We start from the raw sequence: 26,945 nt of genomic DNA, 5'->3' as shown, positions 1-26,945 counted from the left end.
CGCGGAACCCGGAGGGACGGGGGCCGCGAGCGGGGCGGTGGCGGACACGGCGGTACCGGGCGTGGGCGCGGCTGTGGGCGTGAAGCGGGCGGCGGCCGTTGCGGGGATGGTGGCCGTGCCGGGTGGCGGCTTCCGTATGGGAGGGGCCGACCCCGACGCCTTTCCCGCGGACGGCGAGGGGCCGGTGCGGACCGTGGTCACCCGCCCCTTCCTCATCGACCCCTGCACGGTCACCAACCGGCAGTTCTCCCGCTTCGTCCGCGACACCGGGCACGTCACCGACGCGGAGCGCTACGGCTGGTCGTTCGTGTTCTACGCGCTCGTCCACCCGCAGGCCCGCCGGTACGTACGCCAGGAGGGCGTCCCGCAGGCCCCGTGGTGGCTCGCCGTCTCCGGCGCCTCCTGGCGCGCCCCGTACGGCCCGGGCTCCTCCCTCCAGCAGCTGGATCAACACCCCGTCGTGCACGTGTCGTGGAACGACGCCGCGGCATACGCGGCCTGGGCCGGCAAGCGACTGCCCACCGAGGCCGAGTGGGAGCGGGCGGCCCGCGGCGGCCTCGACCAGGCGCGTTACCCCTGGGGCGAGGAGCTGCTCCCGCGCGGCCGGCACCGCTGCAACATCTGGCAGGGCGCGTTCCCGGACCACAACACCGGTGCGGACGGCTACCTCGGCACCGCTCCCGCGAAGTCGTACCGGCCCAACGGCTACGGCCTCCACAACGTCGCCGGCAACGTCTGGGAGTGGTGCGCCGACTGGTGGAGCACCAGCTGGCACGTGCCGGACACCCAGGAGACCCGGGACAACCCGCAGGGCCCGCTGAGCGGCGAAGCGAAGGCCATCCGCGGCGGTTCCTACCTCTGCCACTCCTCGTACTGCAACCGCTACCGCGTGGCCGCCCGCACCTCGAACACCCCGGACACCAGCACCGGACACACCGGCTTCCGCTGCGTGGCCGACCCGGAACCCACCACCGGCTCCACAGGAGGAACCAGTGTCATCGCCTGAGCCCTCGCCGACCGGCCGCGTCGGCCGGACCGCCGCCGACTCCACGCCGTGGTGGCCCGCGGCCCCAGGCGCTGGGGCCCCCAACGTCCTGATGGTGATCCTGGACGACACCGGCTGGTCCGACTTCGGCTGCTTCGGCTCCGAGATCCGTACCCCCACCATCGACCGGCTGGCCGCCGACGGGCTGCGCTACACCAACTTCCATGTGACACCGATGTGTTCGCCGACCCGCGCCTGCCTGCTGACCGGCCGCAACAACCACAAGCTCGGCATGCGCTTCATCGCGGACACCGACACCGGCTTCGCCAACTCCCGCGGCCGGGTGGACCCCGACGTGCCGCTGCTCCCCACGCACCTGCGGACCGCCGACTACGGCTCCTACCTGGTCGGCAAGTGGCACCTGACCCCCGGCCACGAGATCACCCCGGCCGGCCCCTTCGACAACTGGCCCGTGCCGCGCGGCTTCGACCGGTACTACGGTTTCATGGACGGCTGCACCGACCAGCACGCGCCGGAGCTGTACGAGGACAACCACCAGGTCCAGCCGGACCCGGACCCGGAGTACCACCTCTCCGCCGACCTCGCCGACCGGGCCATCGGCTATCTGCGCGAGCACCGCACCTACCGGCCCGGCAGCCCCTTCTACCTGCAGCTCGCCCTGGGAGCCACGCACGCCCCGTTCCAGGCACCGAAGGCGTACATCGAGCGGTACCTCGACGTCTTCGCCAAGGGCTGGGACCGTACCCGAGCCGACCGGCTGCGCCGCCAGACCGAAGCGGGGCTCGTGCCCGAGGGAACCGAACTGACCGAGCGCAATCCCGGTGTGAGGCCGTGGGCCGACCTCACCGAGGACGAGCGGACCCTGTTCACGCACCTGCAGGCCGCGTACGCGGGCTTCCTGGAACACGCCGACGCCCAGCTCGGCCGGGTCGTCGCGGCGCTGGAGGAGTGGGGAGCGCTGGAGGACACCGTCGTGCTCGTCATGTCCGACAACGGCGCCAGCAGGGAAGGCGGTCCGCAGGGCGCCGTCGATGTCAACGCCCCGTACAACGGCGTCGGCCAGAGCGTCGCGCAGGAACTCTCCCGGCTCGGCCGGCTCGGCGGCCCGCAGGGCCCTGCCCACTATCCCGAGGGCTGGGCGACGGCCGGCAACACGCCCTTCCGGCTGTACAAGCAGTACACCGACCTGGGCGGCGTCCGCGTGCCGCTGGTCGTGCACTGGCCGCGCGGCATCACGGACGCGGGCGGCATACGCGACCAGTTCGTGCACGCCGTCGATGTGGCGCCAACGCTGCTGGGGCTCGCCGGAATCCCGGCGGACGGCGCTGCGTTCGACGGCCGCAGCATCGCCGGGACGTTCGCCGACGCCACCGCGCCGGCGCCCCGGGAGACCCAGTACTTCGAAATGCTGGGACACCGCGCCATCCGCCACCAGGGCTGGAAGGCAGTCGCCACGCATGTCCCCGCGACGCCCTACGAGGACGACGTCTGGCGGCTCTACGACACCACCCGCGACTTCTCCGAAAGCCACGACCTGGCCGCGGCGGAGCCGGAGCAGCTCAAGCTGCTGTGCGAGTTGTGGGAGGAAGAGGCCGCCACCCACGAGGTCTTCCCCCTCGACGACCGGCCGCTGAAGGAGCTGCTCGCACTGGACACCGGGCAGGGCATGCTGAGCGCCCGGCGGGTGGTCCTGGAGGCGGGCTCGGGCCATGTCCCCGCCGCCTGCCGGATCACGGGCAGCAATCGCTCGATGCGGGCGACCGCCCGGCTGCGTCGCGCCGCCGACGGGGTCGTACTGGCCAGCGGCACCAGCGCGGGCGGCTACGTGCTGTACCTCCAGGACCGGCACCTGGTCTTCGAACACCGGCTGCTCGACGAGCACGTGCGGTGCGTCTCTCCCCGGCCCCTCCCGGCCGGCGAGGTGACGGCAGGCTTCCTTCTGGAGCGCCGGGAGGACCGGTCCGCACGGCTGGTACTGGAAGTGGCGGGGGAGGCGGTCGCCGGGGCGGAGATCCCGATGACCGCTGCCCGGCTCTCCGGATTCGGCCTCGACGTCGGGCGCGACGCGGTGAGCCAGGTGTCCCCGGCCTACACCGGTGAATTCCCGCTCCCCACCGACGCCTTGATCGATGTGACGCTGGACTTCACCGGCCCGGGGTCGTCCGATGAGCTGGCCGACGTCCTGGAGGCCACGGAGTGACCGCCGAGGCGCCCCGGGCGGTGGTGGGAGCTGCCCCCGCGGCGGTTGGTGCGGCCCGGGCGGTGGTTGGTGCGGGCCGGGCGGCGGTCGGCGCCCGGGTGGGGGCGGGCCCATGAGAGGCTGAGCCCGTCGCCGCCCGGCGTCCCGGCGGTGCGGGACACGGACGGACAGGCGGACCCATGGCAACGATCAGCGACGTCGCGCGGCGCGCGGGCGTATCGCGCACCACCGTGTCGCGGGTCCTCAACCACCCGGAGACCGTGGCTGAGGAGAAGCGCGCACGGGTCCTGGCCGCGATCGAGGAACTGGGCTACCGCCCGAACGTCAGCGCCCGGAACCTGCGGCGCGGCGCCTTCGGCGTGCTGGCGCTGTGTGTCGGCGACGTCTCGCAGCCGTTCCACGGGCAGCTGACGAAGGCCGTCCAGAAGGCGGCGGAGAAGCATGGCTACAGCGTGCTGCTCTACGACTTGGACAACCGGTCCGACCGGCTCACCGCCTTCCTCGAAGGGCTGCCGCACCGAGGCGTCGACGGCGTACTGATCGCGACGGCCGACGATCTGACGGCGCCCGCTGTACGCAGTGCGATCGGCGCGGTGCTGGAAGCCGGAGTGTTCGTCGTCTCCACCGGCACCGCCGTCGACGACTCCGCCGTGCCCGCCATCGTCAGCGACAACACCGCCATGGGCGCCGAGGCCACCCGGCACCTGCTGGACCAGGACCTCTGGCCGGTGGCCTTCCTCGGCGGCCGCCGGTCCTCCACGCTCTCCGCCGAACTCCGCGCGGGCTACCTGACCGCCTGCCGGCGGGCCGGCCGCGCGCCACAGAACTGGATGTACCTCAGCGGCGCGTTCCAGAGCGAGCCCGCCCGGCGCGCCGTCGTCCGCCTGCTCCAGGAGCGGCCCGAGGTCCGGGCGCTGGTCGCGGCCAATGCGCCGATGGCCGTCGGCGCGATGCGTGCCGCCGGAGAGCTGGGACTGCGCATCCCCGAAGACCTCGCGGTGGTGTGCTGCGAGGACGTGGAACTGTCGATGTACACGAGCCCTCCGCTGACCGCTGTCGCCCTCGACCTCGAGGAGCTGGGCGGCCGCGCGGTCGACACCCTCGTCGCCGTACTCGCCGGTGAGAAGGCCGACCGGGCCACGCGCATCCCGCACCACCTCGTCGTCCGGGAGTCGTCCCTGACGGGGGCGTAACGGAGACCGGCGGGCCGGACCGGGCGGACCGGGCGGGCCTTCGGACGGGACGTACGCTCCGTACCCGGGGAAGCGCTCCCCCGGGGCGGCAGCGCCCGGCACAGCGGCGCCGGGGACCGTACGTGGTGGCCGTACCCTGGAGGAATGAGTGAGACCGCGGACGCCGCAGCCGAGAACGAGCCGGAAGAGGCCGCGCAGGCTCCGGTCACGCCCGCGGGGACCGGCGGACGCCGGGGCGCGAAGCCCGCGGCCGCCGCGTTGATCTTCGATGATCCGCTGGACCAGCAGTCGGCGGACGACACGGACCGGGGATGGGGCGAGCGGCCCGGGCCCGGGAGCAGCAGCGCCGCCGATCTGGCGCGCTTTCTGGACGAGAAGCCGCCCCACCACATCTGACGGCTCCGGAGAGCCGCGTCCGAGGCGTGGAGCGGCGGCTCGCGTCAGCTCTGCGACTTCTCCGTGGAGACGGCGACGGGGCCGGGGATCGCGCCGGAGCCCACGCCGGGCGCCGAGCCGTTGCGCTGGGTGATCAGCGCGTCGCGGATCTGCGCCAGCAGCTCGACCTCGGTCGGCTCCACCGGGGTGTCGTCCACCGGCTTCTTGGCCTCCTGACGCGCCTTCCACTTGTTCATCGGAAGGATCATGAGGAAGTAGACGACCGCGGCGGTGATCAGGAAGGTCAGCGCGGCGCTGAGCACCGAGCCCCAGAGGATGTAGACGCCGTCGGTGAATTCGCCGGTCTTGGGGTCCGGGTGGCAGGTGGCGCTGAGGCAGCTCTTGTAGTGGTCGAGGTTCTGCGAACCGAGCGCACCGACGAACGGGTTGATGACGCCCTTCACCACAGCGTTCACGATGTTGGTGAACGCGGCTCCGACCACGACGGCAACCGCAAGCTCGATGACGTTGCCGCGCATCAGGAATTCCTTGAATCCCTGCAGCACGCCGTTCTTCTCGTCGCTCACCTGACAGCCTCTTTCCACGCTTACTACGGACGCCGTGCCTCTCGAAGGCATCGGCGCAACTTACGGCGAGGTGGGGCAGAGCTGTCCATGAGGTCAAAAGGGACCGGGGGTTGGACGGAGCGTCAGTACGGGTCAGCATGGCGTTACCGCCGTACGGGGTGAAATCGCCACATTGCGACATCGGGTGGCTGCCCCACCATCCGTCACAGTTTTGCGTGCCTGATGCGTTTCGGCCAGTAGAACGGAATTGCTGAAAGGGCCTTCAGCGCGTGTTTCACCGCCCGGTGAGGCGATGGCGAGGGCGGCCGCCATGGCGGCCAGGCCAGCGGAAACGGCGTACCACCGGGCCTTCGGCAGGGTCGGCGTACAGCGCCGCGCACCGCGAATGCGGAATGGCTCGAAGTGTGGAACCTCACACAACGGGGGTGCGGGCAACGGGGGATTGGTGTAGGAGGAGGTGGGCATTGCCGTTCACCGCCGGAAAGAGGGGAATTGCACGCCCCCGCGTCGGTGCGCCAGGGCGTCGGACGAGAACCACCCTGACCGAATCCGGCGGAGCCCGCGGCGGCCTGTGGACGGCCGACCCCGCTACTCGTCGGTTGTGGACAACTCCCTCACCCGCAAGGGGCTCACGGGGTGTCCGCGAGCGCGGTCGCTGCCGTTCGCCAGAACAGTCACGGCAGCTCGATTCCCAGTTCCCGGTCCGCGTGGACCTGGGAGCAGGCGCAGGTGCGCGCCGTGGCCGCGGGGAGTGCGGCGACCGCGTCGAAAAGGACCTCGCGCAGCCGGCCCACGTTCTCGGCGAAGACCCGCAGGACTTCGTCGTGCGAGACGCCCTCGCCGGCCTCGGCCCCCGCGTCCAGGTCCGTGACCAGGGCCATGGAGGTGTAGCACAGGCCCAGTTCGCGGGCCAGGACGGCCTCGGGGTGGCCCGTCATGCCGACCACCGACCAGCCCTGCGCGGCATGCCACCGCGACTCGGCGCGCGTGGAGAAGCGCGGGCCCTCGACGACCACGAGCGTGCCGCCGTCCACCGGCTCCCAGTCGCGCCCGCGGGCGGCGTCGACGGCGGTCCGGCGGCCGGCCGGGCAGTACGGGTCGGCGAAGGCGACGTGCACGACGTCCGGGACGCTGCCGTCCGGCAGGGGCACCCCGTCGAAGTACGTCTGCACGCGGGTCTTCGTACGGTCCACGATCTGGTCGGGCACGAGGAGCGTCCCGGGGCCGTACTCCGGGCGCAGGCCGCCGACCGCGCACGGCCCGAGGACCTGGCGGACGCCGACCGAGCGTAGCGCCCACAGGTTGGCGCGGTAGTTGATGCGGTGCGGCGGGAGGTGGTGACCGCGGCCGTGCCGGGGCAGGAACGCGACCTGCCGGCCGCCGACCTCCCCGAGGAAGAGCGAGTCACTGGGCGGCCCGTACGGCGTCTCGACGGCGACCTCGGCCACCTCGTCGAGGAAGGAGTAGAAACCCGAGCCGCCGATTACGCCGATCTCCGCGTCCGCCATGCGGGTCACCATATCCGCCGACGGACCGCCCGTGGTGATGTGCGCCACAACGCCGCGTACCCCGCCGTCGGTGACGGCGGGGTACGCGGGAAAGGCTGTCAGGCGGCCGAGCTGCTGCTCGACGTGGTCGAGGAGGAGCTGCTCCCGGACGTGGTCGAGGACGAGCTCGACGACTTGCTGTCGGAGCTGCTCGACGTCGAGGAGGGCGTGCTCGACGAGGACGCCGACGCCGGGGTGCTGCTCGACGAGGAGCCGCGGCTGTCGTTCCGGTAGAAGCCGGAGCCCTTGAAGACGATGCCGACCGCCGAGAAGACCTTCTTCAGGCGTCCGCGGCAGCTGGGGCACTCGGTGAGCGCGTCGTCGGTGAACTTCTGCACGGCCTCAAGGCCCTCGCCGCACTCGGTGCACTGGTACTGGTAGGTCGGCACGTTCTTCCTCCTGGCACTCTCACTCAATGAGTGCTAACGACGATCCATAGTGCAGTATTCCGGCGCGTCAGTCCACTGTGACCGGCGTACGGTGACCGACCCCACGTGCCGCGATCCGCCCCGTACCGGGCGGAATCAGGCGTCCCCGCAGCGCCGCGAGCACCAGGAAGGCCAGCGCCGTACCGGCCAGCGGCACGAAGAATCCGGCGCTGGGGCCGAAGCGGTCGGCGAGCTGTCCCGCGGCCGTGGCGGCCGCGGCCTGGCCCAGCGCCACCGCGCCGGTCAGCCAGGTGAACGCCTCCGTACGGGCCGAGGCCGGCACCAGGGACTCGACCAGGGTGTAGCCGGTGATCAGGGCCGGTGCGATGCACAGGCCGACCACCAGGCCGGTCGCGCCCAGCAGCGGTACCGCCGTGAGGGCCCACAGCGGGGTGGTGGCCAGCGCCAGCAGTCCGTAGGCGACGAGCAGCCTGCGGCGCGGGCCGACCTTCCAGGCGATCGCGCCGCACACGATGCCGGCGGTCATGTTGCCCGCCGCGAAGATCCCGTACAGCACGCCGTTGATGCCCGGCTGCCCGATGGACTCCGTGAACGCCGTCAGCGAGACCTGCATGCCGCCGAAGACCGAGCCGATGCCGAGGAACACCGCGATGAGGACCCGTACACCGGGGATCGAGAGGGCCGAGGTGCGGGCCTCGCTGCCCTCCTTCGTGCGGTGTGCGGCCGGCTGGCTCCGGTGCTGTGCGGCGAAGAGCAGGCCGCCGGCCAGCGTCAGGACCGCCTCGGCGATGAGCCCGGCCGCCGGGTGGACACTCGTGCACAGCGCGGTCGCCAGCACCGGGCCGACCACGAAGGTGAACTCGTCGGTCACGGACTCGAAGGCGGCCGCGGTCGGCATCAGGGGGCTGTCGCTGAGCTGAGCAGCCCACCGTGCGCGCACCATCGGGCCGACCTGCGGCGTCGAGGCTCCCGTAGGGACGGCGACGACCAGCAGGGCCCACAGGGGCGCGTGCAGCAGCGCAAGGGTAAGCAGCGCCGCCACGGAGACGGCGTGCACGGCCACACCGGGGAGCAGCACGGCGCGCTGCCCGAAGCGGTCGGCGAGCTTGCCGCTCTGCGGGGCGAACAGCGCCATCGAGATGCCGGTGGCCGCGGATACCGCGCCCGCGGTCCCGAAGGAGCCGGTGGTGTGCTGGACGAGCAGGACGATGCCGATGGTGAGCATCGCGAAGGGCTGCCGGGCCAGGAAGCCGGGCAGGACGAAGGTCCACGCTCCCGGGGTGCGCAGGAGCTGCCCGTATCCGGGGCGCTTGCCGGACGGGTCGCCCGCGGGAGCGCTTTCGGGGGTTCGCGACTCGTCGTGGGCCGTCGAAGCGTTCTGGACCGTGGATGCCACGGCCGGGCCTTTCCGCCGCCTGGTGACGCGCCCGTGAGGTGATCACGGAGAACGCGTCGAGAGCTGTCCTCTCGCGCTGGACCGAGTGATACCGGGTCCGCACCTGAGAGGTGGCTGCGTGCGCAGGGGACCGCGGCCGCCGAGCGGTCGCGCCAGCTCTGCATCAGGCAGAGTGGGTGTCGTGCATTGCTTCTTCAATGCTACAGGCGAAGGGGCACCTTGGCCTGCGATCCGGCCGGTGAGATCTGTCCCACACCTGTGATCGGCGGGGCGTCGACCGTCCGGTCACCGCCGGGGCGCCGACGCCCCGCCCGTGCCCAGCCAGCCGGCCAGCTTGCCGCCCTGGGAGACCGCCTGGAGGCGCCGCTCGGCCGCGTCCCGCACCGGATCGGTGGCCACGACCAGGAGCTCGTCCCCGCGCCGCAGGACGGTCGTGGGGGACGGTACGAAGCTTGTGCCGTCCCGGACGACCAGGGTGACCGCGGCGCCGGCCGGCAGCCGCAGCTCGGCGATCTCCACGCCGTGCATCCGCGACTTCGGCCCGATCGCGGTCGACAGGAGGTGGCCGCGCAGGCGCTCCAGAGGGGCGGACTCGATGCCGAGGTCGGCCGCCTCCTCGTTGTCGCCGATCCGCAGCCGCCGGGCGAGCCAGGGCAGGGTCGGGCCCTGCACGAGGGTGTAGACGACCACGAGGACGAACACGATGTTGAAGACGCGCTCGCTCCCCGGGACCTTGCCGACCATGGGGATCGTCGCCAGCACGATGGGCACGGCGCCGCGCAGCCCCGCCCAGGAGAGCAGCGTCTGCTCGCGCCACGGCATACGGAACGGCCGCAGGGTGAGCAGGACGGACATCGGGCGGGCGATCAGCGTGAGTATCAGGCCGATGACGATCGCGGGCAGGATGTCGTCGCCGAGGTTGTGCGGCGTGACGAGCAGGCCGAGCAGGATGAACATGCCGATCTGGCCGAGCCAGCCCAGGCCCTCGGCGAAGCCGCGGGTGGCCGCCGAGTGCGGCAGCTTGGAGTTCCCGAGGACCATCGACGCCAGGTAGACCGCGAGGAAGCCGGAGCCGTGCGCGAGGGCGCCCGCGGCGTACGCGGAGACCGCGATGGCCATGACGGCGATCGGGTACAGGCCGGAGGCCGGGAGGGCCACGTGCCGCATGCCGTACGCGCCGAGCCAGCCGATCGTCACGCCGATCGCGGCGCCGATGGCCAGCTCCAGGGCGATCTCGCCGATGAGGACGTACCAGTGCTCGACCGGGCCCGCGGTCGAGAAGGCGACGACGAGGATGACCACCGGGGCGTCGTTGAAGCCCGATTCGGCCTCCAGGACGCCCGTGAGGCGGGCCGGCAGCGGGACGCTGCGCAGCACCGAGAAGACCGCCGCCGCGTCGGTGGAGGAGACCACCGCGCCGATGAGGAGCGCCTGCCGCCAGTCCAGCCCGACCAGATAGTGCGCGCCGGCCGCGGTGACCCCCACGCTCACCGCGACGCCGAGGGTGGAGAGCAACGCGGCCTGGGGGAGCGCCGGTCTGACCTCTTTCCACTTCGTACCGAGGCCGCCTTCGGCGAGGATCACCACGAGCGCGGCGTAGCCGAGGATCTGGGTCAGTTCGGCGTTGTCGAAGACGACGCCGATGCCGTCGGACCCTATGGCGACGCCGATCCCCAAGTAGACGAGCAGGCTGGGGAGCCCGCTGCGCGAGGAGATCCGTACGGCCGCCACGGCGATGAGCAGTACGAAAGAGCAGACCAGCAGGAGTTCGTTGAGGCGGTCGACAGTCAGGGGCCGGGTCCTTCCACGTGACTTTCCGGGCGAGCGCTCCCCGGATTTTACTTACCGTATCTAGTTACTGACCCTAACAATTTACCATTGCTTGAATATCGGACGCGTTGGTGGTGACTCCGCGTAGGGGTCGCCGAACCGGTGCGCCTATGGTTGCTCCAGCACTCCCACCCTGCCCCTCGAAGGACAGAGATGCCCGCCAACAAGTCCGGCCCCGCTCCGAAGAAAAAGGGGCGGCGCGCCCGCCTCGTCGTCATCTTGGTCGTGCTTCTGCTCGTGGCGGGCGTCGGCTACGGGACGTTCTGGGGCGTCAGCACCGTCCGCGCCTCTTACCCGGAGACCACCGGGTCTCTGAAGATGCCCGGCCTGTCCAGCCCCGTGGACGTCATGCGGGACGGCAACGGCATCCCGCAGATCTACGCCGACACCGACGAAGACCTCTTCCGCGCCCAGGGCTACGTCCAGGCGCAGGACCGCTTCTGGGAGATGGACGTCCGCCGCCACATGACGGCCGGGCGGCTCTCGGAGATGTTCGGCAAGAGTCAGGTGAAGACCGACTCCTTCCTGCGCACCCTCGGGTGGCACGACACCGCGCAGAAGGAGTACGACACCAAGCTGTCGGCCAGCACGAAGAAGTACCTCGACGCCTACTCGGCCGGCGTCAACGCCTACCTCGGGGACCACGAGGACTCGGCGCTGTCCCTGGAGTACGCGGCGCTCGGCCTTCAGAACGACTACAAGCCGGGCAAGTGGAAGCCGGCCGACTCCGTGGCCTGGCTCAAGGCCATGGCCTGGGACCTGCGCGGCAACATGCAGGACGAGATCGACCGGTCCCTGATGACCAGCCGCTTCTCCCAGAAGCAGATCGCCGAGCTCTACCCGTCCTACCCGTACGACCGCAACAAGCCGGTCGTGCAGGGCGGCGCCGTCGACCCGGCGACCAAGGAGTTCGACCCCAAGGCCACCGCGAGCGGCACGCAGTCCGGGAGCGCGGCCGGCGCGGCCCAGTCCCTTCAGAGCCAGCTCTCGTCGCTCTCGAACACCCTCGACGAAGTGCCCGCGCTGCTCGGCCCGAACGGCAACGGCATCGGCTCCAACTCCTGGGTCGTCTCCGGCAAGCACACCACCACCGGTAAGCCGCTGCTGGCCAACGACCCGCACCTGGCGCCGCAGATGCCCTCGCTCTGGTACCAGATGGGCCTGCACTGCCGTACGAAGAGTCCGCAGTGCAACTACAACGTCTCCGGCTTCACCTTCTCCGGGATGCCGGGCGTGGTGATCGGCCACAACCAGGACATCTCCTGGGGCATGACCAACCTCGGGGCCGACGTCTCCGACCTGTACCTGGAGAAGGTCGGCGAGAACGGCTATCTGTACGACGGCCGTGAGGTGCCCTTCACGACCCGCAAGGAGACCATCAAGGTCGCCGGCGGCTCCAGCCGCAGAATCACCGTACGGTCCACCAACAACGGGCCCGTGGTCTCCGACCGCGACAGCGAACTGACCAAGGTCGGCAAGGACGCCCCCGTGGGCAACTCCGCGCCCGACCGCGGCGACGGCTACGCCATCTCCCTGAAGTGGACCGCGCTCTCGCCCGGCCGCTCCATGGATGCCGTGTTCGAGCTGGGCCGGGCCTCTGGCTGGGACGAGTTCCGCAAGGCGGCGCACAACTTCGAGGTGCCGTCGCAGAACCTCATCTACGCCGACACCAAGGGCAACATCGGTTACCAGGCGCCCGGCCGCATCCCCGTACGCGGCAAGGGAGACGGCTCGCTGCCCGCACCGGGCTGGGACCCGGCGTACCGGTGGACCGGCTACATCCCGCAGTCCGCGCTGCCCTGGGAGCTCAACCCCAAGAGCGGCTACATCGTGACCGCCAACCAGGCCGTGATCGACCAGGACAAGTACCCGTACCTGATCACCCGGGACTGGGGCTACGGAGCGCGCAGCCAGCGGATCAACGACCTGATCCAGTCCAAGATCAAGGACGGCGGCAAGGTCTCCATGCACGACATGCAGACGATGCAGCTGGACAACAGCAGCGAGATCGCCGAACTGCTCACGCCGTACCTGCTGAAGCTCGACGTCAAGGACCCGTACGTCCGCGAGGCCCAGCAGCTCCTGGAGGGCTGGAACTACACCCAGGAGTCCGACTCGGCGGCCGCCGCCTACTTCAACGCGGTCTGGCGCAACACCCTTGAGCTCGCCTTCGGCGACAAGATGCCCAAGGAGCTGCGCGTCGACGGCCAGTGCCTGACGGTCCACCCGGCCGACGAGACCGGGCCGGCCGACGACCTGCAGAAGTGGGTGCGCGAATGCGGCGAGCGCGCCAAGGACTCCGCCCAGCCCGATGGCGGCGACCGCTGGTACGAGGTCGTGCGGAAGATGCTCGACGACCCCGGCAACGACTGGTGGAAGACCGAGGACAAGCCGGGCCGCCCCGGTGACAAGAACCGCGACCAGCTCCTCGCGCACGCCATGAAGGACGCGCGTTACGAGCTGACCGCCAAGCTCGGCAAGAACATCAACACCTGGAGCTGGGGCCGCCTGCACCAGCTGACGCTGAAGAACCAGACGCTCGGCACGGACGGACCCGGCATGCTGCAGGGCCTGTTCAACCGCGGCCCGTGGAACCTCGGCGGCGGCGAGGCGGCCGTGGACGCCACCGGCTGGAACGCGGCCGGCGGCTACCAGGTCGTCTGGGTGCCCTCGATGCGGATGGTCGTCAACCTCGCGGACCTCGACAAGTCGCGCTGGATCAACCTCACCGGCGCCTCGGGGCACGCGTACAACGCGCACTACGACGACCAGACCGGCAAGTGGGTCAAGGGCGAACTGCTGCCGTGGGCCTTCTCGGAGAAGGCCGTCAAGGCCGCGACGAAGGACACGCTGACGCTGTCGCCGTGACGCGGTGGTTCCAGTGATTGCCGGGGTGGCCCGTCCGCCCCGGCAATCGCGTTTTCAGAACCGGTGCACGCCCGACGGTGTCACCGCCGCCTGCACCGGCCGGTCGTGCGGATCGGCCGGCACCTCCTCCAGGACCTCGCCGTCGTACAGCAGCACCACCAGCGCGGGCGTGGCACCGGCGCGTTCCAGCCGCGCCAGCACCCGGTCGTAACTGCCGCCCCCGCGACCGAGCCGCAGGCCCCGCCGGTCCACCGCCAGACCCGGCAGGAACACCGCTCCCGCGCCCGTGACGGCCTCGGGGCCGAGCCGGGGCCCCGCGGGCTCCAGCAGCCCCCGTCCGGCCTTCACGAGCCGCTCAGGGCCCTCGTACGCCGCCCAGTCCAGATCGTTGTCCGGCAGCAGGACCGGCAGCAGTACGCGCACGCCCGCCTCCCGCAGCCGGTCCAGCAGCGCGCGGGTGGACGGCTCCCGGCCGATGGACACGTAAGCGGCGACCGTCCGGGCCTGTGCCAACTCCCTGAGCTGCAGCGCCCGCTCGGACAGAACCGATCCGGCCGCGGATACGTCACTTAGAGGCAACGAGTTCCTCATCTCGATGAGGTCTCGCCGCAACCCGCGTTTCCTAGCGTCGTTCGTGGTCACTGTGCGCCCTTGCTCCACTCTCATGCGCTTTTCACCGGACAATCATGAACTGTCACAAAGCTCCGGTTATCGTGTGGCGCATGACTGAATCGCGTACTCGGATCCGTAAGGCTGTCATCCCGGCGGCCGGCCTCGGCACCCGCTTCCTGCCCGCCACCAAGGCGACCCCGAAGGAAATGCTGCCGGTCGTCGACAAGCCGGCCATCCAGTACGTGGTGGAGGAAGCCGTCACCGCCGGGCTCTCCGACGTCCTGATGGTCACCGGCCGCAACAAGCGCCCGCTGGAAGACCACTTCGACCGCAACTACGAACTCGAAGAGGCGCTCAGCCGCAAGGGCGACCAGTCCCGGCTCGCCCGGGTGCAGGAGTCCAGCGACCTCGCGACGATGCACTACGTACGGCAGGGCGACCCGCGCGGTCTGGGCCACGCAGTCCTGTGCGCCGAGCCCCACGTGGGCGACCAGCCCTTCGCCGTCCTCCTGGGCGACGACCTGATCGACCCCCGGGACCCGCTGCTGCAGCGCATGGTGCAGGTCCAGGAGGAGTACGGCGGTTCGGTCATCGCCCTCATGGAGGTCGACCCCGCCCAGATCGGCCTCTACGGATGCGCGGCCGCGGCCCCTACCGGCGACGACGACGTCGTGACCGTCTCCGACCTGGTCGAGAAGCCCGACCCGGCCGACGCGCCCAGCAACCTCGCCATCATCGGCCGGTACGTGCTCGATCCGGCCGTCTTCGAGGTGCTGCGCAAGACCGAGCCGGGCCGCGGCAACGAGATCCAGCTCACCGACGCCCTGCAGGCGCTGGCCGCCGACCCCTCGCTGGGCGGCCCCGTGCACGGCGTCGTCTTCAAGGGCCGCCGCTATGACACCGGAGACCGTGGCGACTACCTGCGTGCCATTGTCAGACTGGCATGCGAACGTGAGGACCTGGGCCCCGACTTCAGGACCTGGCTGCGCAGTTACGTCACCGAGGAGATGTAGGGCTTTGAGCGCCACCACCGACCGGACCAGCCACCCCGACCGCGTCTGGTCGGTGGCCGACCACATCCAGGACGTCCTGTCCAAGATCCGTCCGCTGGAGCCGATCGAGCTCCAGTTGCTGGACGCCCAGGGGTGCGTCCTGGTCGAGGACGTCACGGTGCCGGTCGCGCTGCCCCCCTTCGACAACAGCTCGATGGACGGCTATGCCGTCCGCGTCGCCGACGTGGCGGGGGCCACCGAGGAGTACCCCGCCACCCTCACCGTCGTCGGTGACGTGGCGGCAGGCAGCGGCGACCTGCCCCCTGTCGGGCCCGGCGAGGCCGCCCGCATCATGACGGGCGCCCCGCTGCCCCCGGGTGCCGAGGCCGTCGTCCCCGTGGAGTGGACCGACGGCGGCACCGGAGGCGGCCCCGCCACCACGATGCGCGCCCGCAGCACCGACCCGGCCGGTGCGAGCGGCGAGGTCCGGGTGCACCGCCCCGTGGAGGCGCGCGCCTACGTACGGGCCCGGGGCAGCGACGTCTCCGCCGGTGAGCCCGCGCTGGCCGCCGGCACCGTCATCGGGCCGCCGCAGATCGCCCTGCTCGCCGCCATCGGACGCGCGACCGTCAAGGTGCGGCCGCGCCCCCGCGTCGTGGTCATGGGCACGGGCAGCGAGCTGGTCCAGCCCGGCGAGCCGCTGGGTCCCGGCCAGATCCACGATTCGAACAGCTTCGCGCTGACCGCCGCCGCCCGCGACGCCGGCGCGCTCGCCTACCGGGTCGGCGCGGTCGCCGACGACGCCGACACGCTGCGCGCCGCCATCGAGGACCAGCTCATCCGCGCCGACATCGTCGTCACCAGCGGCGGCGTCAGCGTCGGCGCGTACGACGTGGTCAAGGAGACGCTGGCGGACTTCTCCGGCGAGGAGGGCAGCGTGGAGTTCCGGCGCCTCGCCATGCAGCCGGGCAAGCCGCAGGGCTTCGGGCTCATCGGTCCGGACCGCACCCCGCTGCTGGCGCTGCCCGGCAATCCGGTGAGCTCCTACGTGTCCTTCGAGCTGTTCGTCCGCCCGGCCATCCGCGCCCTGATGGGCCTGCAGGACGTGCACCGGTACACCGAGCGGGCCCGCTGCACCGAGGACATCGCCTCCTCGCCCCGGGGCAAGCGGCAGTTCCTGCGCGGCCGCCACGACCCGGTGTCCGGCACGGTCACCCCGGTGGGCGGCGCGGGCTCGCACCTGGTCAAGGCGCTCGCGCACGCCAACTGCCTGATCGCGGTGCCCGAGGACGTCACGGAGGTCGCCGCGGGGGACGAGGTGGACGTGGTCCTCCTCGGATAGCCGCTCCTCCGGGGGCGGCCGGCCCGGGTGGCGCGCTGCCGCCCCCGGGTGGCCCGCTTCTCCCGTAGCGCCCGGCTGGCCGGGTGACGGTCCTCCGCTGCGGGTACGGTGTCGTCGCACAGGCGCGGCACGGTCCGGACCAGGAGAACGATGAGCAGCGGCCAGCAACACCTCACCCACATCGACGCGGCGGGCGCGGCCCGTATGGTCGACGTATCCGAGAAGGACGTCACCGCGCGCACGGCCCGCGCCAGTGGCCGGGTCCTGGTAGCGCCGCGGGTGATCGAGCTGCTGCGCGGCGAGGGCGTTCCCAAGGGCGACGCCCTGGCCACCGCCCGCATCGCCGGCATCATGGGCGCCAAGCGCACCCCCGACCTGATCCCGCTGTGCCATCCGCTGGCCGTCTCCGGCGTGAAGGTGGAGCTGTCGGTGGCGGACGACGCCGTGGAGATCCTGGCGACGGTGAAGACCACCGACCGTACGGGCGTGGAGATGGAGGCGCTCACCGCGGTCACCGTCGCCGCGCTCACCGTGATCGACATGGTCAAGGCCGTCGACAAGGGCGCGGTCATCACCGACGTACGGGTGGAGGCGAAGAGCGGCGGCAAGTCGGGCGACTGGGTGCGCGAGGGCGACGCGGAGGCGGGCGCATGAGCGCGCACTCCACCCCGGCCGCCCCCTCGCGCCCGTACCGGGCCATGGTCGTGACGGCGTCCAACAGGGCCGCCGCCGGGGTCTACGCCGACAAGGGCGGCCCGCTGATCGCCGAGGCGCTCACCGCGCTCGGCTTCGAGGTCGAGGGCCCGCGGGTGGTCCCGGACGGTGACCCCGTGGAGGCCGCGCTGCGCGACGCGGTGGCCGGCGGCTTCGACGCGGTGGTCACCACCGGCGGTACGGGCATCTCGCCCACCGACGCCACCCCGGAGGCGACCCGCCGGGTGCTGGACTACGAAGTGCCCGGCATCCCCGAGGCGATCCGGGCCGAGGGCCTGGCCAAGGTGCCCACGGCGGCGCTCTCGCGGGGCCTGGCGGGCGTCGCGGGCCGCACCCTCGTCGTGAACCTGCCCGGCTCCACAGGGGGCGTCCGCGACGGCCTCGCCGTACTGGAACGCCTGCTCGTCCACGCCGTCGACCAGCTCCGCGGCGGCGACCACCCCAGACCGGCCGGGAGTACGCACTGAACGCGCCCTGGCCGGTGGAGCTGGCGGACGGCGACACGGCCCTCCGCCCGATAAGGCTGCGCGACCAGCGGGCCTGGCGCGAGGTCAACCGGCGCAACCGCGACTGGCTGCGCCCGTGGGAGGCCACCATCCCGCCCGCGCCGCCCGGTGCGCCGCCGGTCCAGCGGCCGACCTACCGTCAGATGGTGCGGCACCTGCGGGCGGAGGCGCACGCGGGCCGGATGCTGCCCTTCGTCGTCGAGCACCAGGGCCGGCTGGCCGGGCAGCTGACGGTCGCCGGGATCACCTGGGGATCGATGTGTTCGGGCCATATCGGCTATTGGGTCGACCAGGCCGTCGCGGGGCGCGGTGTCATGCCCACCGCGGTCGCGCTCGCGGTGGACCACTGCTTCCGTACGGTCGGCCTGCACCGCATCGAGGTGTGCATTCGCCCGGAGAACGTGCCCAGCCGCCGGGTGGTGGAAAAGCTCGGTTTTCGCGAGGAGGGGCTGCGGCCGCGCTATCTGCACATCGACGGGGCCTGGCGTGACCACCTGGTTTTCGCGCTGACGGCGGAGGAGGTGCCGGGCGGGCTGCTCGCCCGGTGGCACCGCGAGAAGCCGGGCACCCCAGGGACATCCCACAAATAAAAAATCTGTTCGAATTAATCCATCAATTCGACACATTCAACAGTGCGTTGATCGCAACAATCACAAAAAAAGTTCGAGATATCAGCCAGATCGTGCGACACACCGGCTCAATTGGCGGATGGCCCCGCTCAAACCCCTCTACCGTGTGAGGCGTGAGCAGCAGCGGCCTCATCTACGCAGTCATCGTCGGGGCCTGGGCCGCCTACTTGGTGCCGATGTGGCTCCGTAGGCAGGACGAACTCAATGAGGCCCGTCCTACGGAGCGTTTCAGTACCGCCATCCGGCTCCTGTCGGGGCGGGCGGCGATGGAACGCCGTTACGCCAAGGGGCAGGAAGGGCGCTCGGCCGACGATGCGAGCGGGGAACGGGACCCGGACGCACCGGCCGACGCGGCCGGCGTCCGGTCAGCAGGCACGCCCGCGGACGAGGACCGCCCGCCCGGCACGTCCGCGGCGGACGCCCGCGCCCCCGAGGAGCGCGAGGCCGCGCCCACGGCCGTCCAGCCGCACGGCCCGGTTCCCTCGCACGCCGCCGCGCCTCCGCGTCCCTCGTCCGCCGAGCGCACGAAGCGGGCCCGGGTCCTCGCGCGACGCCGCCGCACGATCACGGTCCTCTTCCTCGTCTTCTCCATCGGCGCGGTCGTCGCCGGGGTGGGCGGCGTCACCTTCCTGTGGGCCCCCGGCGTCCCCGCCGCCCTGCTGAGCGCGTACATCGTGTACCTCCGCCTCCAGGAGCGCCGCCGGTTCGCCTTCACGATGGACCAGCGGGGGGCCGAGGTCGCGGCCCAGCGGCTCCGGGAGGGGCGCCGCGCCCGCCCTCCGCAGGCGGGCCACCAGGCGCCCGCCGAGGAGACCCCCGCCGAACCGGCCGGCCCCGCGCCTGAGCCGGTGCGCCCCGAGCCCGCGCCGAGCGCGGGCCGCCGCCCTCTTGTCGAGCAGGCCGGGCATACGGAGTCGGCAGACCCGCAGCGCCCCCGGGGCCGTCGCGACGGGGACGGCTGGGAGCCGGTCCCGGTGCCGCTGCCGACGTACGTCACCGCCCCCGTGGCGCCGCGCGCCAACGGCCATGTCGACCTGACCGCCGACGACGCCTGGAGCTCCGCCCGGTCCGGTACGGCGGGCGGTGCGGGGGCGCCCGCCGACGGCTCCGGTCCGGTCGCGGGCACCGGTGCCGCGGACGCGGATCCCCGTCCGGCGCCGGGCCGGGACCGCCCCGCCGGCGGCCGCCGCGGCCGTACTCCGCTCTTCGACCAGTTCGCCGCTCCGGCCGACGAGGGACTGGACCGCCCGCGCGCCGCGAACGAGTGACCCGCCACTCCTGACCAGCGCCGGAAGCGATTTCCGAGCACGGCCGCAAGGATGCTAGAGTTTCACTCGTCGCAAGGGCCTGTGGCGCAGCTGGTAGCGCACCTCGTTCGCAACGAGGGGGTCAGGGGTTCGAATCCCCTCAGGTCCACAGACATCAGAACCCCTGCCGGGAACTCCGGCAGGGGTTCTTTCGTATTCGTATCGAGTGGTGCGCTCCGCGGCCGGGGCGGGGGTGCCGCTCAGGACCCCACGCGCTGGCGGTGGCTGCCGCCCTTGGTGTTCTGGGCGTGGCGGGCGACGACCTGGGGTGCGGGGGAGAGGTCCAGCTGGCGGACGAGCTGGTGGAAGCAGAGGAGGACGGTCACCGGCGGCAGTCCGGCCACGGTGATGCCGGCCGGGGTGGCCGGGGTGTGGGCGATGCACAGCAGCATGGCGACGGCCGCGAAGAAGATGACGACGAGCCAGGACTGCGCGGTACGGCGGCGGTAGGCGCGCGCCCGCAGGATGGACAGCGTGGCGGCGATCCAGGGGCCGTAGATCAGCAGCGGCCACAGGTCGGCGATGTGGCGCGGCGCGACGCCGCCGGCCAGGGCGCGGAGCGAGGGGTAGGTCGCGAGGGCGCCCAGGATGCTCACCGCGATGACGATCAGGGCCGTCAGCGTCACCGACACCAGGCTCAGTACGCGCTGCCAGGTCCAGGTGGCGACGTGGCTGCGGAGGAACGAGGTCTTGCGGTGCCGGGTGGGCGGCACGGCCGGGGTCGGGGTGGGCTGCGGCGCCACCACGGGCTGCTCAGCCGTCTCCAGGAGCTGCGCCAGCTCCCCCTCCAGCTCCTCCACCACGGCGGCGTCCCAGCCGTCCGACGTGGTGCCGAGCGCCATGTCGTCGTGGCCGAGCATCATGTCGTCGCGGAAGAGCGGCATGCCGGCGAGGCTGGGGGCGGTGTCGAGCCCGTCGGCGGTCTGGCGCGGCAGCCGGTGCCGCCCGGAGCCGTCCGGGTATCCGGTACTGCCGCCCGGGTATCCGGGGCCGTCCGGATGGCCGGCGCCTCCCGGGTGCGCGGGACCGGTCGGGTAGGGGGCCTGGGGAGTGTCGTACACGTCGGCTCTCGTGGGATCGATGGGACCGGGACCGGGGCGGGAGGCCGGTGCGAGCCGCGGGGCGGCCGGAACCGGCAGTGGCGCCTACCGTCTGATGCGCGGCGGGCGCTCCGCGCGGTCCCGCGGTCCCAGGGTGGCCTCGATGCCGTCGAGCGCCGACAGCAGCACCTCCAGCAGGTCGCCGGTGTGCTCCAGCCGTACGCGCTGCCCGGCACGCTCCAGGTGTACGTCCGGGCGGCCGGCGGCGACTGCCGAACTCAGGTGCCAGCCACCGAGTTGCCGCATTCGCGGAATGGTTGTCTCAGGCATACTCCGTCAACGAAGAAAAAGCCGCAAAGAAACGTGGCATCCAGGTAATTCGAGTTTGATTTTACGGCCGTCGGGAATGCCGACCGGTTCATGTTTTTCTGCAATAGAAGGCCCTTGGGTAAATATGCTGAGCGGACGCGACCGTGGCCGACGGGCCGCCGGCCGAGGACGCGGCGGGCGGGTCGGACCGGTCCGCCGGCCCCACCTGGACCGCCGACTCGTCCAGCAGCGCGCCGGTCACCGGGCGCAGCGGCATTGCCCCGGAATTCGCGCCGCCGGTCGTCGTGGACGTGCCGGCGGTGCGTCTCGTGATCGGGGCCCCCGGTGTAATAGTCGGAGGTATATATCTCCACCCGCTGGCCGTCGGGGTCGCGGAGATAAACGTAAAAAGGCGTGGGAGATGCCGTGGCGCCCGGGCCCGCGTTCGATGTATCCCTCCTCGTACGGGGGTGTCGGATACCCGGGCGCAGATCGGCCAACCCGGAGGTCCCGCCCGGACCGCGCTCAACACCCGTTTCTCCGCGGTGTCCTGTCCGCACCGAGCGAGGCCGGGCGGCAGCGGAGACGGACGCGAAGAAGCGGGCGCGAGCGGGCGGGCTGCCCGGTCTCACCTCATGTGCACGCCGTGCCGGGACAGGTAGCGCATGGGGTTGACGTCGTTGCCGTAACCGCGTGCGTCGCGCACCTCGAAGTGCAGGTGCGGGCCGCTGGAGCGCCCGGTCGAGCCGCTGGAGCCGAGCCGGGTGCGGGGGCCCACATGGCGGCCCTTCTTGACGGCGATGCGGGAGAGGTGGCCGTACACGATGTAGTGACCGTCACGCATGCGAACGGTCACCGCCTTTCCGTAGGCGCCGGAGCGGCGGGCCAGTACCACCGTGCCGGAGCCCACCGAGCGGACGCGCGTGCCGGTCGGCACGGCGAAGTCCACCCCTGGATGGTGCCCGGCGGCCCAGTCGCCGGGCACGCCGTACCGCGCCGTCACGTGGTACGGAGCGGTGATCGGGCGGGCATAGGTGCCTGCCGCGTCGACGGCGGTCGCGTCATGAGGGGCCGTCAGGGCCAGGGCCGAGGCGGCGACGGCGACCGGGACTGTGCGACGCAGTGTCAGATCCTTGAACGCTGTCATAGGGGCGACCCCACCGCGTCCGACGGGCCGTCGCAATGCGGAAACCCGCCGCCCGGGTCAATGGCGTGGACCACTCGGTACGGCGGGCGCGCAACCATGCACGGCGGGCGCGCCGTGCATGGCTCAGCGCCCCCACCGGGCAGGCTGTGAAGGCAGGGCCGTACTCGCCGGGTCTCCCCACGCACCCACCGGAGCAGCCGCATGCACGACGACCGCAGCATCGTGGAACACCGCCTCCGCCGCGTCCTGGACGAACGCGTCAGGCCCGCCCTGTACAGCGCGTCCGTGCCGCTCACCGTGGGCCGCTGGGACGCGCCGGGCGAGCCGGTGCCGGTGGCCGAGGGGCTGGCAGCGCCGTACGCGCCGGCGGCGGCGGGCGAGGCGTGGGGCCCGGCCTGGGGCACCAACTGGTTCAAGGTCACCGGACAGGTGCCGCGGGAGTGGGCGGGCCGGACCGTGGAGGCCGTACTGGACCTGGGATTCGACCGGATGATGCCCGGTTTCCAGAGCGAGGGCCTGGTCTACCGGGCCGGCGGCGAGGCGGTGAAGGCGCTCAATCCGCGCAACGACTGGGTGCGGATCGGCGACCGGATGGCGGGCGGCGAGGAGGTCGAGCTGTACGTCGAGGCCGCCGCCAATCCGGTACTCAACGTCCAGCGGCCGACGTACGAGGGCGACCGGCTCACCTCCGGTGACGCGCCGCTCTACCGCCTGAACCGCCTGGACCTGGCCGTCTTCGAGCCCGTCGTGTGGGAGCTGATCCAGGACCTGGAGGTGCTCGGCGGGCTGATGGAGCAGCTCCCGGCGGACGACGCGCGCCGCCACGAGATCCTGCGCGCCCTCGAACGCGCCTTGGACGCCCTGGACACCGACGACGTACCGGGTACGGCCGAGGCCGCCCGCGCCGAGCTGGCCGCCGTGCTCGCCGCACCGGCCCACGCCTCGGCACACCGCCTCAGCGCGGTCGGCCACGCCCACATCGACTCCGCCTGGCTGTGGCCGCTGCGCGAGACCGTCCGCAAGGTCGCCCGTACCTGCGCCAACATGACGGCCCTCATGGACGACCACCCGGAGTTCGTCTTCGCCATGTCGCAGGCGCAGCAGCTCGCCTGGATCAAGGAGCACCGGCCCGAGGTCTTCGCGCGGGTGCGGGAGAAGATCGCGGCCGGGCAGTTCGTGCCGGTCGGCGGGATGTGGGTGGAGTCGGACACCAACATGGTCGGCGGGGAGGCCATGGCCCGGCAGTTCCTCTACGGGAAGCGGTTCTTCCTGGAGGAGTTCGGGATCGAGACCGAGGAGGTGTGGCTGCCGGACTCCTTCGGGTACACCGCGGCCATGCCCCAGCTGGTGAAGCTGGCCGGCGCGCGGTGGTTCCTCACCCAGAAGATCTCCTGGAGCCAGACCAATGCCTTCCCGCACCACACCTTCTGGTGGGAGGGCATCGACGGCACCCGTGTCTTCACCCACTTCCCGCCCGTGGACACCTACAACTCCGACCTGAGCGGCCGCGAACTGGCGCACGCGGCACGCAACTACCGCGAGAAGGGCCGCGGCACCCGCTCCCTCGTCCCCTTCGGGCACGGCGACGGCGGGGGCGGCGCGACCCGCGAGATGCTGGCGCGCGCGGCGCGCTGCCGCGACCTGGAGGGCTCGCCGCGCGTCGCGATCGAGCGCCCCGCCGCCTTCTTCGAGCAGGCCCACGAGGAGTACGCGGCGGCCGCGCCCGTGTGGGTCGGCGAGCTGTACCTGGAGCTGCACCGCGGCACGTACACCTCGCAGGCCAAGACCAAGCAGGGCAACCGCTTCAGCGAGTCGCTGCTGCGCGAGGCGGAACTGTGGGCGGCGACCGCCGCGGTCCGCGTACCGGAGTACGCGTATCCGTACGAAGAACTGGAGCGGCTGTGGAAGACGGTCCTGCTGCACCAGTTCCACGACATCCTGCCCGGTTCGTCGATCGCCTGGGTGCACCGCGAGGCCCGGGAGACCTACGCGCGGGTCCACGCCGAGCTGCGCGACATCGTCGACGGCGCGCAGCGGACACTCGCCGGGCCGGGCAGCGACGAGATCGTCTTCAACGGGGCGCCGCACGCCCGGCACGGCGTACCGGCGGGCGGCGCGGCCCGTGCGGCGGTCGGGCGCGGCGCGGAGGTTACCGCGGTCGCGCGCCCCGGCGGCGGCTGGATCCTCAGCAACGGGCTGCTGCGCACCGAGATCGACGGCCGCGGGCTGCTGGTCTCCGCGTACGACCTGCGGGCCCGCCGCGAGGCGCTGGCGCCGGGCCGCGCGGCGAACCTCCTCCAGCTCCACCCGGACCTGCCCAACTTCTGGGATGCCTGGGACATCGACGCCTTCTACCGGCACCGCGTCACCGACCTGACCGACGTGACGGAGCTGCGGCTGGCGGCGGACGGCCCGGACGCGGCGACCGTCGAGGTGACCCGTGCCTTCGGCCGCTCCACGGTCGTCCAGACGCTCACCCTGCGCGCCGGTGCCGCCGTCGTGGACCTGACCGCCGACGTCGACTGGCACGAGCGGGAGAAGCTTCTCAAGGCCGCCTTCCCGCTGGACGTGAAGGCCGACCGGTCGGCGGCCGAGACCCAGTTCGGGCACGTCCACCGGCCCACCCACACCAACACCTCGTGGGAAGCGGCCAAGTTCGAGATCTGCGCGCACCGCTGGCTCCAGGTCGAGGAGCCCGGCTGGGGCGCGGCGTTGGTCAACGACTCCACGTACGGGCACGACGTCACCCGCGACATGCGGCCCGACGGCGGCCAGACCACGACCGTCCGGCTCTCCCTGCTGCGCGCCCCGCGCTACCCGGACCCGGAGACCGACCAGGGCCGGCACCGGCTGCGGTACGCGCTGGCGCCCGGTGCGGGGACGCTGGACGCGGTGCGCGAGGGGCACTGGATCAACCTCCCGGAGCGCACGGTGCCCGGCTCGCGGGAGGTCGCGCCGCTGGTCGGCGTGGACAACGACGCGGTGGTCGTCGAGGCGGTCAAGCTCGCCGAGGACCGGGGTGGCGACGTGGTCGTGCGGCTGTACGAAGCGGCCGGCGGGCGGGCGGAGGCCACGCTGACGGCGGGCTTCCCGGTGGCCGAGGCGTACGCCACCGACCTGCTGGAACGGCCGCTGGCCGACGCGCCCTCGTACGCCGTGACGGCCGGCGGGCGGGTGGCCGTGGCGCTGCGGCCGTTCCGGATCCTCACGCTGCGGCTGGCGCGCGGCGCGCGCCCAGGTATCAGCTGATACGGCGCAGGCCCACGTACTCCAGGTCCGCGAAGACCGCGACGACGGCCGCGCCCACGCCCAGGAACAGCCGGCCGAAGCCGGTCAGCGGGACGAGGTCGGTGCAGGCCAGGACGGCGAACGCGGCGCCGCACACGACGTTCAGCGCGATCGCGCCGGCCACGAGGCGGCGCGGCAGTACCGGCTGCCGGGCGAGCAGCCAGAACGCCGCCGCGCCGCACACCATCCCGCACCCGGACACCACCGCCAGTCCGCGCGGCAGCCCGACCGGCGTGGCGGTCAGCGCGCTCGCGGCCAGCATCAGCACCGCGAACGCGGCCGTACTCGCGCTGTCGGTCCGCAGTACCGTGCGCAGCAGCCGGGACGCGTCCCGGGCCGGGCGGTTTCCCCGGGCGGCGAGGGGAGAGGTCGAGGTGGTCATGCGGGCCTCCTTGGGCCTACGGCGGTGCGTACGGGCCGTCCGTACGCACCGAACGGTGGCAAGGGGCGGGTGGGGCGGGCAATGACCTCCGAGGTCATGGACGCCGCGACCGGCCCGGCTACGCTCCGAGCCATGACCACCGCCCAACTCGCGGACGCCGACGGCGCGTCCGGCCGGCAGTCCCCGCCCGCCGACCACCCGCGCGTCGGCACGCTGCTGCGGGACTGGCGGCGCCGCCGCCGGCTCAGCCAGCTCGAACTGGCGCTGCGTGCCGGGAGTTCGTCCCGGCACCTGTCCTGCGTGGAGACCGGCCGGGCCCGCCCCAGCCGCGCCATGGTGCTGCGCCTCGCCGACCACCTCGACGTGCCGCTCCGGGAGCGCAACGGCCTGCTGCTGGCTGCCGGTTACGCGCCCGCCTACCGGGAGAGCGCGCTGGAGGACGACGGGCTGCGGTCGGTGCGCGGCGCCCTGGACATGATGCTGACCAGCCATCTGCCGTACCCGGCGGTGGTCGTCGACCGCGGCTGGAACGTCGTCACCGGCAACCGCGCCATGGGCGTCCTCCTGGACGGCGTGCCCCCGGAGCTGCTCGCACCCCCGGCCAACGTGGCCCGCATGGCGCTGCACCCCGAAGGGCTCGCGGCGCGCTGCACCAACCTCCCCGAAGTACGCGGCCACTTCCTGGAGCGGCTGCTCCACCAGGCGGAGGCGACCGGCGACCCGGAGCTGCGCGCGCTGTACGAGGAGGCGCGCGCCTACGGGCCCCCGGAGGCGGCGGCCACGCCCTCCTACGGGACCGCGGAGCCGCGCCCCCTGGAGGCCGTCGTCCCGCTCCGCTTCCGTACCCCGCACGGCGAGCTGGCCCTGTTCAGCACGATGGCCGTGATCGGCGCCCCCAACGACGTCACCCTCTCCGAGCTGGCCATCGAGCTGTTCTTCCCGCTCGACGACCACACGGCGGAGGTACTGCGCACACTGGACGCGGCGGGGAGCTAGCCGAGCGCCGTCCGTGCCGGGCCGCCTTCGGAGAGCCGCTCGACCGCCCGCAGTACGTGGGCGGCGCCGTCCTCCGTGGCCATGCGGGCCGCCGCGTCCCGGGAACGGTCGCGCATCCCCGTGTCGCGTACCGCGCTCTCGATGGCGGCCGCCAGCCGGTTTTCGGCGTCCGGGGCGGCCAGGGCCTTGAAGGGTACGGGGGCGGTCGCCGCGCCCAGCGCGGCCAGGCGGGCGGCCCAGAAGGGCTGGTCGGCGGTGACCGGTACGGGCACGGTGGGCACGCCCGCGCG

The 26,945-nt window shown here is 72.3% G+C and carries 23 protein-coding genes, 1 tRNA gene and 1 pseudogene; 14 read left to right on the top strand and 11 right to left on the bottom strand.

The window, feature by feature from the left end:
* The first annotated feature begins 106 nt into the window (after positions 1–106).
* The 4 genes from ABT381_RS19620 to ABT381_RS19605 all read left to right on the top strand — a co-directional run bounded on the left by ABT381_RS19620 (position 107) and on the right by ABT381_RS19605 (position 4,795).
* Positions 107–1,006, top strand: a complete 900-nt coding sequence (locus tag ABT381_RS19620; RefSeq protein ID WP_351595623.1) for a formylglycine-generating enzyme family protein — start codon at positions 107–109, stop codon at positions 1,004–1,006.
* The gene (locus ABT381_RS19615; RefSeq protein ID WP_351595584.1) at positions 993–3,206 is read left to right on the top strand and encodes an arylsulfatase; all 2,214 of its coding nucleotides are present in this window, start codon (positions 993–995) and stop codon (positions 3,204–3,206) included. Before ABT381_RS19620 ends, ABT381_RS19615 begins: the two co-directional genes overlap by 14 nt.
* 179 nt (positions 3,207–3,385) lie before the next feature.
* Positions 3,386–4,399, top strand: coding sequence for a LacI family DNA-binding transcriptional regulator (locus ABT381_RS19610; RefSeq protein WP_351595581.1), 1,014 nt, complete (start codon positions 3,386–3,388; stop codon positions 4,397–4,399).
* 144 nt (positions 4,400–4,543) lie between these two features.
* Positions 4,544–4,795 (top strand): hypothetical protein, encoded by a 252-nt coding sequence (locus tag ABT381_RS19605; RefSeq protein ID WP_351595578.1) that lies wholly within the window; start codon positions 4,544–4,546, stop codon positions 4,793–4,795.
* A gap of 44 nt (positions 4,796–4,839) precedes the next feature.
* Here ABT381_RS19605 and mscL read toward each other — a convergent pair whose 3' ends face one another.
* The 5 genes from mscL to ABT381_RS19580 all read right to left on the bottom strand — a co-directional run bounded on the left by mscL (position 4,840) and on the right by ABT381_RS19580 (position 10,484).
* Positions 4,840–5,412, bottom strand: coding sequence for a large conductance mechanosensitive channel protein MscL (gene mscL, locus ABT381_RS19600; RefSeq protein ID WP_467754536.1), 573 nt, complete (start codon positions 5,410–5,412; stop codon positions 4,840–4,842).
* Positions 5,413–6,035: 623 nt separating this feature from the next.
* Positions 6,036–6,869: an S-methyl-5'-thioadenosine phosphorylase gene (locus tag ABT381_RS19595; protein ID WP_351595572.1), complete on the bottom strand. Its 834-nt coding sequence runs from the start codon at positions 6,867–6,869 to the stop codon at positions 6,036–6,038.
* Positions 6,870–6,967: 98 nt separating this feature from the next.
* Positions 6,968–7,297 carry an FmdB family zinc ribbon protein gene (locus ABT381_RS19590; RefSeq protein WP_351595569.1) on the bottom strand — a complete coding sequence of 110 codons (330 nt, stop codon included), beginning with the start codon at positions 7,295–7,297 and terminating at the stop codon, positions 6,968–6,970.
* A 67-nt stretch (positions 7,298–7,364) separates the two neighbouring features.
* Complete coding sequence (locus ABT381_RS19585; protein WP_351595620.1) at positions 7,365–8,585, bottom strand: MFS transporter; 1,221 nt, start codon at positions 8,583–8,585, stop codon at positions 7,365–7,367.
* Positions 8,586–8,978: 393 nt separating this feature from the next.
* Positions 8,979–10,484 (bottom strand): potassium/proton antiporter, encoded by a 1,506-nt coding sequence (locus ABT381_RS19580; RefSeq protein WP_351595617.1) that lies wholly within the window; start codon positions 10,482–10,484, stop codon positions 8,979–8,981.
* 192 nt (positions 10,485–10,676) lie between these two features.
* On the opposite strand from ABT381_RS19580, the gene ABT381_RS19575 reads away from it, so the two are divergent.
* Positions 10,677–13,391 (top strand): penicillin acylase family protein, encoded by a 2,715-nt coding sequence (locus tag ABT381_RS19575; RefSeq protein WP_351595566.1) that lies wholly within the window; start codon positions 10,677–10,679, stop codon positions 13,389–13,391.
* A gap of 54 nt (positions 13,392–13,445) precedes the next feature.
* Here the strand turns inward: ABT381_RS19575 and ABT381_RS19570 are convergent, their stop codons facing one another.
* A complete protein-coding gene (locus ABT381_RS19570; protein ID WP_351595614.1) occupies positions 13,446–14,057 on the bottom strand; it encodes a 5-formyltetrahydrofolate cyclo-ligase in 612 nt (203 codons plus the stop codon).
* Between the two features lie 56 nt (positions 14,058–14,113).
* On the opposite strand from ABT381_RS19570, the gene galU reads away from it, so the two are divergent.
* From galU to ABT381_RS19535, 7 genes are all read left to right on the top strand, one after another.
* The gene (galU, locus tag ABT381_RS19565; protein WP_351595563.1) at positions 14,114–15,016 is read left to right on the top strand and encodes a UTP--glucose-1-phosphate uridylyltransferase GalU; all 903 of its coding nucleotides are present in this window, start codon (positions 14,114–14,116) and stop codon (positions 15,014–15,016) included.
* Between the two features lie 4 nt (positions 15,017–15,020).
* Positions 15,021–16,337: a molybdotransferase-like divisome protein Glp gene (glp, locus tag ABT381_RS19560; RefSeq protein WP_351595560.1), complete on the top strand. Its 1,317-nt coding sequence runs from the start codon at positions 15,021–15,023 to the stop codon at positions 16,335–16,337.
* Between the two features lie 150 nt (positions 16,338–16,487).
* Positions 16,488–16,991: a cyclic pyranopterin monophosphate synthase MoaC gene (moaC, locus tag ABT381_RS19555; protein WP_351595557.1), complete on the top strand. Its 504-nt coding sequence runs from the start codon at positions 16,488–16,490 to the stop codon at positions 16,989–16,991.
* A complete protein-coding gene (locus ABT381_RS19550; protein WP_351595554.1) occupies positions 16,988–17,518 on the top strand; it encodes a MogA/MoaB family molybdenum cofactor biosynthesis protein in 531 nt (176 codons plus the stop codon). The genes moaC and ABT381_RS19550 overlap by 4 nt, the downstream gene beginning before the upstream one ends.
* A 14-nt stretch (positions 17,519–17,532) precedes the next feature.
* Positions 17,533–18,147, top strand: coding sequence for a GNAT family N-acetyltransferase (locus tag ABT381_RS19545; protein WP_351595552.1), 615 nt, complete (start codon positions 17,533–17,535; stop codon positions 18,145–18,147).
* Between the two features lie 152 nt (positions 18,148–18,299).
* Positions 18,300–19,454: a divisome protein SepX/GlpR gene (gene sepX, locus ABT381_RS19540; RefSeq protein ID WP_351595550.1), complete on the top strand. Its 1,155-nt coding sequence runs from the start codon at positions 18,300–18,302 to the stop codon at positions 19,452–19,454.
* A gap of 75 nt (positions 19,455–19,529) precedes the next feature.
* Positions 19,530–19,602: transfer RNA gene (locus ABT381_RS19535), tRNA-Ala, on the top strand.
* A 91-nt stretch (positions 19,603–19,693) separates the two neighbouring features.
* Here ABT381_RS19535 and ABT381_RS19530 read toward each other — a convergent pair.
* The 3 genes from ABT381_RS19530 to ABT381_RS19520 all read right to left on the bottom strand — a co-directional run bounded on the left by ABT381_RS19530 (position 19,694) and on the right by ABT381_RS19520 (position 21,989).
* Entirely contained in the window at positions 19,694–20,554 is an 861-nt protein-coding gene (locus tag ABT381_RS19530) for a DUF2637 domain-containing protein (RefSeq protein ID WP_351595548.1), read from the bottom strand.
* An 84-nt stretch (positions 20,555–20,638) separates the two neighbouring features.
* Positions 20,639–20,839 carry a hypothetical protein gene (locus ABT381_RS19525; RefSeq protein WP_031051304.1) on the bottom strand — a complete coding sequence of 67 codons (201 nt, stop codon included), beginning with the start codon at positions 20,837–20,839 and terminating at the stop codon, positions 20,639–20,641.
* A 631-nt stretch (positions 20,840–21,470) separates the two neighbouring features.
* Entirely contained in the window at positions 21,471–21,989 is a 519-nt protein-coding gene (locus ABT381_RS19520) for a M23 family metallopeptidase (protein ID WP_351595546.1), read from the bottom strand.
* 201 nt (positions 21,990–22,190) lie between these two features.
* Here ABT381_RS19520 and ABT381_RS19515 point away from each other — a divergent pair, with 201 nt between their 5' ends.
* Positions 22,191–25,238: an alpha-mannosidase gene (locus tag ABT381_RS19515; RefSeq protein WP_351595544.1), complete on the top strand. Its 3,048-nt coding sequence runs from the start codon at positions 22,191–22,193 to the stop codon at positions 25,236–25,238.
* Here ABT381_RS19515 and ABT381_RS19510 read toward each other — a convergent pair.
* Positions 25,231–25,659 (bottom strand): hypothetical protein, encoded by a 429-nt coding sequence (locus ABT381_RS19510; protein ID WP_351595541.1) that lies wholly within the window; start codon positions 25,657–25,659, stop codon positions 25,231–25,233. The two genes, ABT381_RS19515 and ABT381_RS19510, sit on opposite strands and share 8 nt — an antisense overlap.
* A 132-nt stretch (positions 25,660–25,791) precedes the next feature.
* Here ABT381_RS19510 and ABT381_RS19505 point away from each other — a divergent pair, with 132 nt between their 5' ends.
* The gene (locus ABT381_RS19505; protein ID WP_351595538.1) at positions 25,792–26,655 is read left to right on the top strand and encodes a helix-turn-helix domain-containing protein; all 864 of its coding nucleotides are present in this window, start codon (positions 25,792–25,794) and stop codon (positions 26,653–26,655) included.
* Here the strand turns inward: ABT381_RS19505 and ABT381_RS19500 are convergent.
* A pseudogene (locus ABT381_RS19500) lies at positions 26,652–26,945 on the bottom strand (glycosyltransferase); the annotation flags it as partial. The gene ABT381_RS19505 and the pseudogene ABT381_RS19500 sit on opposite strands and share 4 nt — an antisense overlap.

It is taken from the genome of Streptomyces sp. NPDC000151 (assembly GCF_040301705.1).
Lineage (GTDB): Bacteria > Actinomycetota > Actinomycetes > Streptomycetales > Streptomycetaceae > Streptomyces.
Note: the sequence above shows the minus strand (reverse complement) of the source record. Positions and strands in the feature narration are given on the sequence as shown.

Excerpts from the sequence above, each read along its gene's own strand:
- ABT381_RS19595 (WP_351595572.1), bottom strand. The coding sequence starts at position 6,869 with ATGGCGGACGCGGAGATCGGCGTAATCGGCGGCTCGGGTTTCTACTCC.
- moaC (WP_351595557.1), top strand. The coding sequence starts at position 16,488 with ATGAGCAGCGGCCAGCAACACCTCACCCACATCGACGCGGCGGGCGCG.
- ABT381_RS19520 (WP_351595546.1), bottom strand. The coding sequence starts at position 21,989 with ATGACAGCGTTCAAGGATCTGACACTGCGTCGCACAGTCCCGGTCGCC.
- ABT381_RS19505 (WP_351595538.1), top strand. The coding sequence starts at position 25,792 with ATGACCACCGCCCAACTCGCGGACGCCGACGGCGCGTCCGGCCGGCAG.
- ABT381_RS19620 (WP_351595623.1), top strand. The coding sequence starts at position 107 with ATGGTGGCCGTGCCGGGTGGCGGCTTCCGTATGGGAGGGGCCGACCCC.
- ABT381_RS19515 (WP_351595544.1), top strand. The coding sequence starts at position 22,191 with ATGCACGACGACCGCAGCATCGTGGAACACCGCCTCCGCCGCGTCCTG.
- mscL (WP_467754536.1), bottom strand. The coding sequence starts at position 5,412 with ATGCCTTCGAGAGGCACGGCGTCCGTAGTAAGCGTGGAAAGAGGCTGT.
- galU (WP_351595563.1), top strand. The coding sequence starts at position 14,114 with ATGACTGAATCGCGTACTCGGATCCGTAAGGCTGTCATCCCGGCGGCC.
- ABT381_RS19610 (WP_351595581.1), top strand. The coding sequence starts at position 3,386 with ATGGCAACGATCAGCGACGTCGCGCGGCGCGCGGGCGTATCGCGCACC.
- ABT381_RS19570 (WP_351595614.1), bottom strand. The coding sequence starts at position 14,057 with ATGAGAGTGGAGCAAGGGCGCACAGTGACCACGAACGACGCTAGGAAA.
- ABT381_RS19575 (WP_351595566.1), top strand. The coding sequence starts at position 10,677 with ATGCCCGCCAACAAGTCCGGCCCCGCTCCGAAGAAAAAGGGGCGGCGC.
- ABT381_RS19550 (WP_351595554.1), top strand. The coding sequence starts at position 16,988 with ATGAGCGCGCACTCCACCCCGGCCGCCCCCTCGCGCCCGTACCGGGCC.
- ABT381_RS19605 (WP_351595578.1), top strand. The coding sequence starts at position 4,544 with ATGAGTGAGACCGCGGACGCCGCAGCCGAGAACGAGCCGGAAGAGGCC.
- ABT381_RS19525 (WP_031051304.1), bottom strand. The coding sequence starts at position 20,839 with ATGCGGCAACTCGGTGGCTGGCACCTGAGTTCGGCAGTCGCCGCCGGC.
- ABT381_RS19510 (WP_351595541.1), bottom strand. The coding sequence starts at position 25,659 with ATGACCACCTCGACCTCTCCCCTCGCCGCCCGGGGAAACCGCCCGGCC.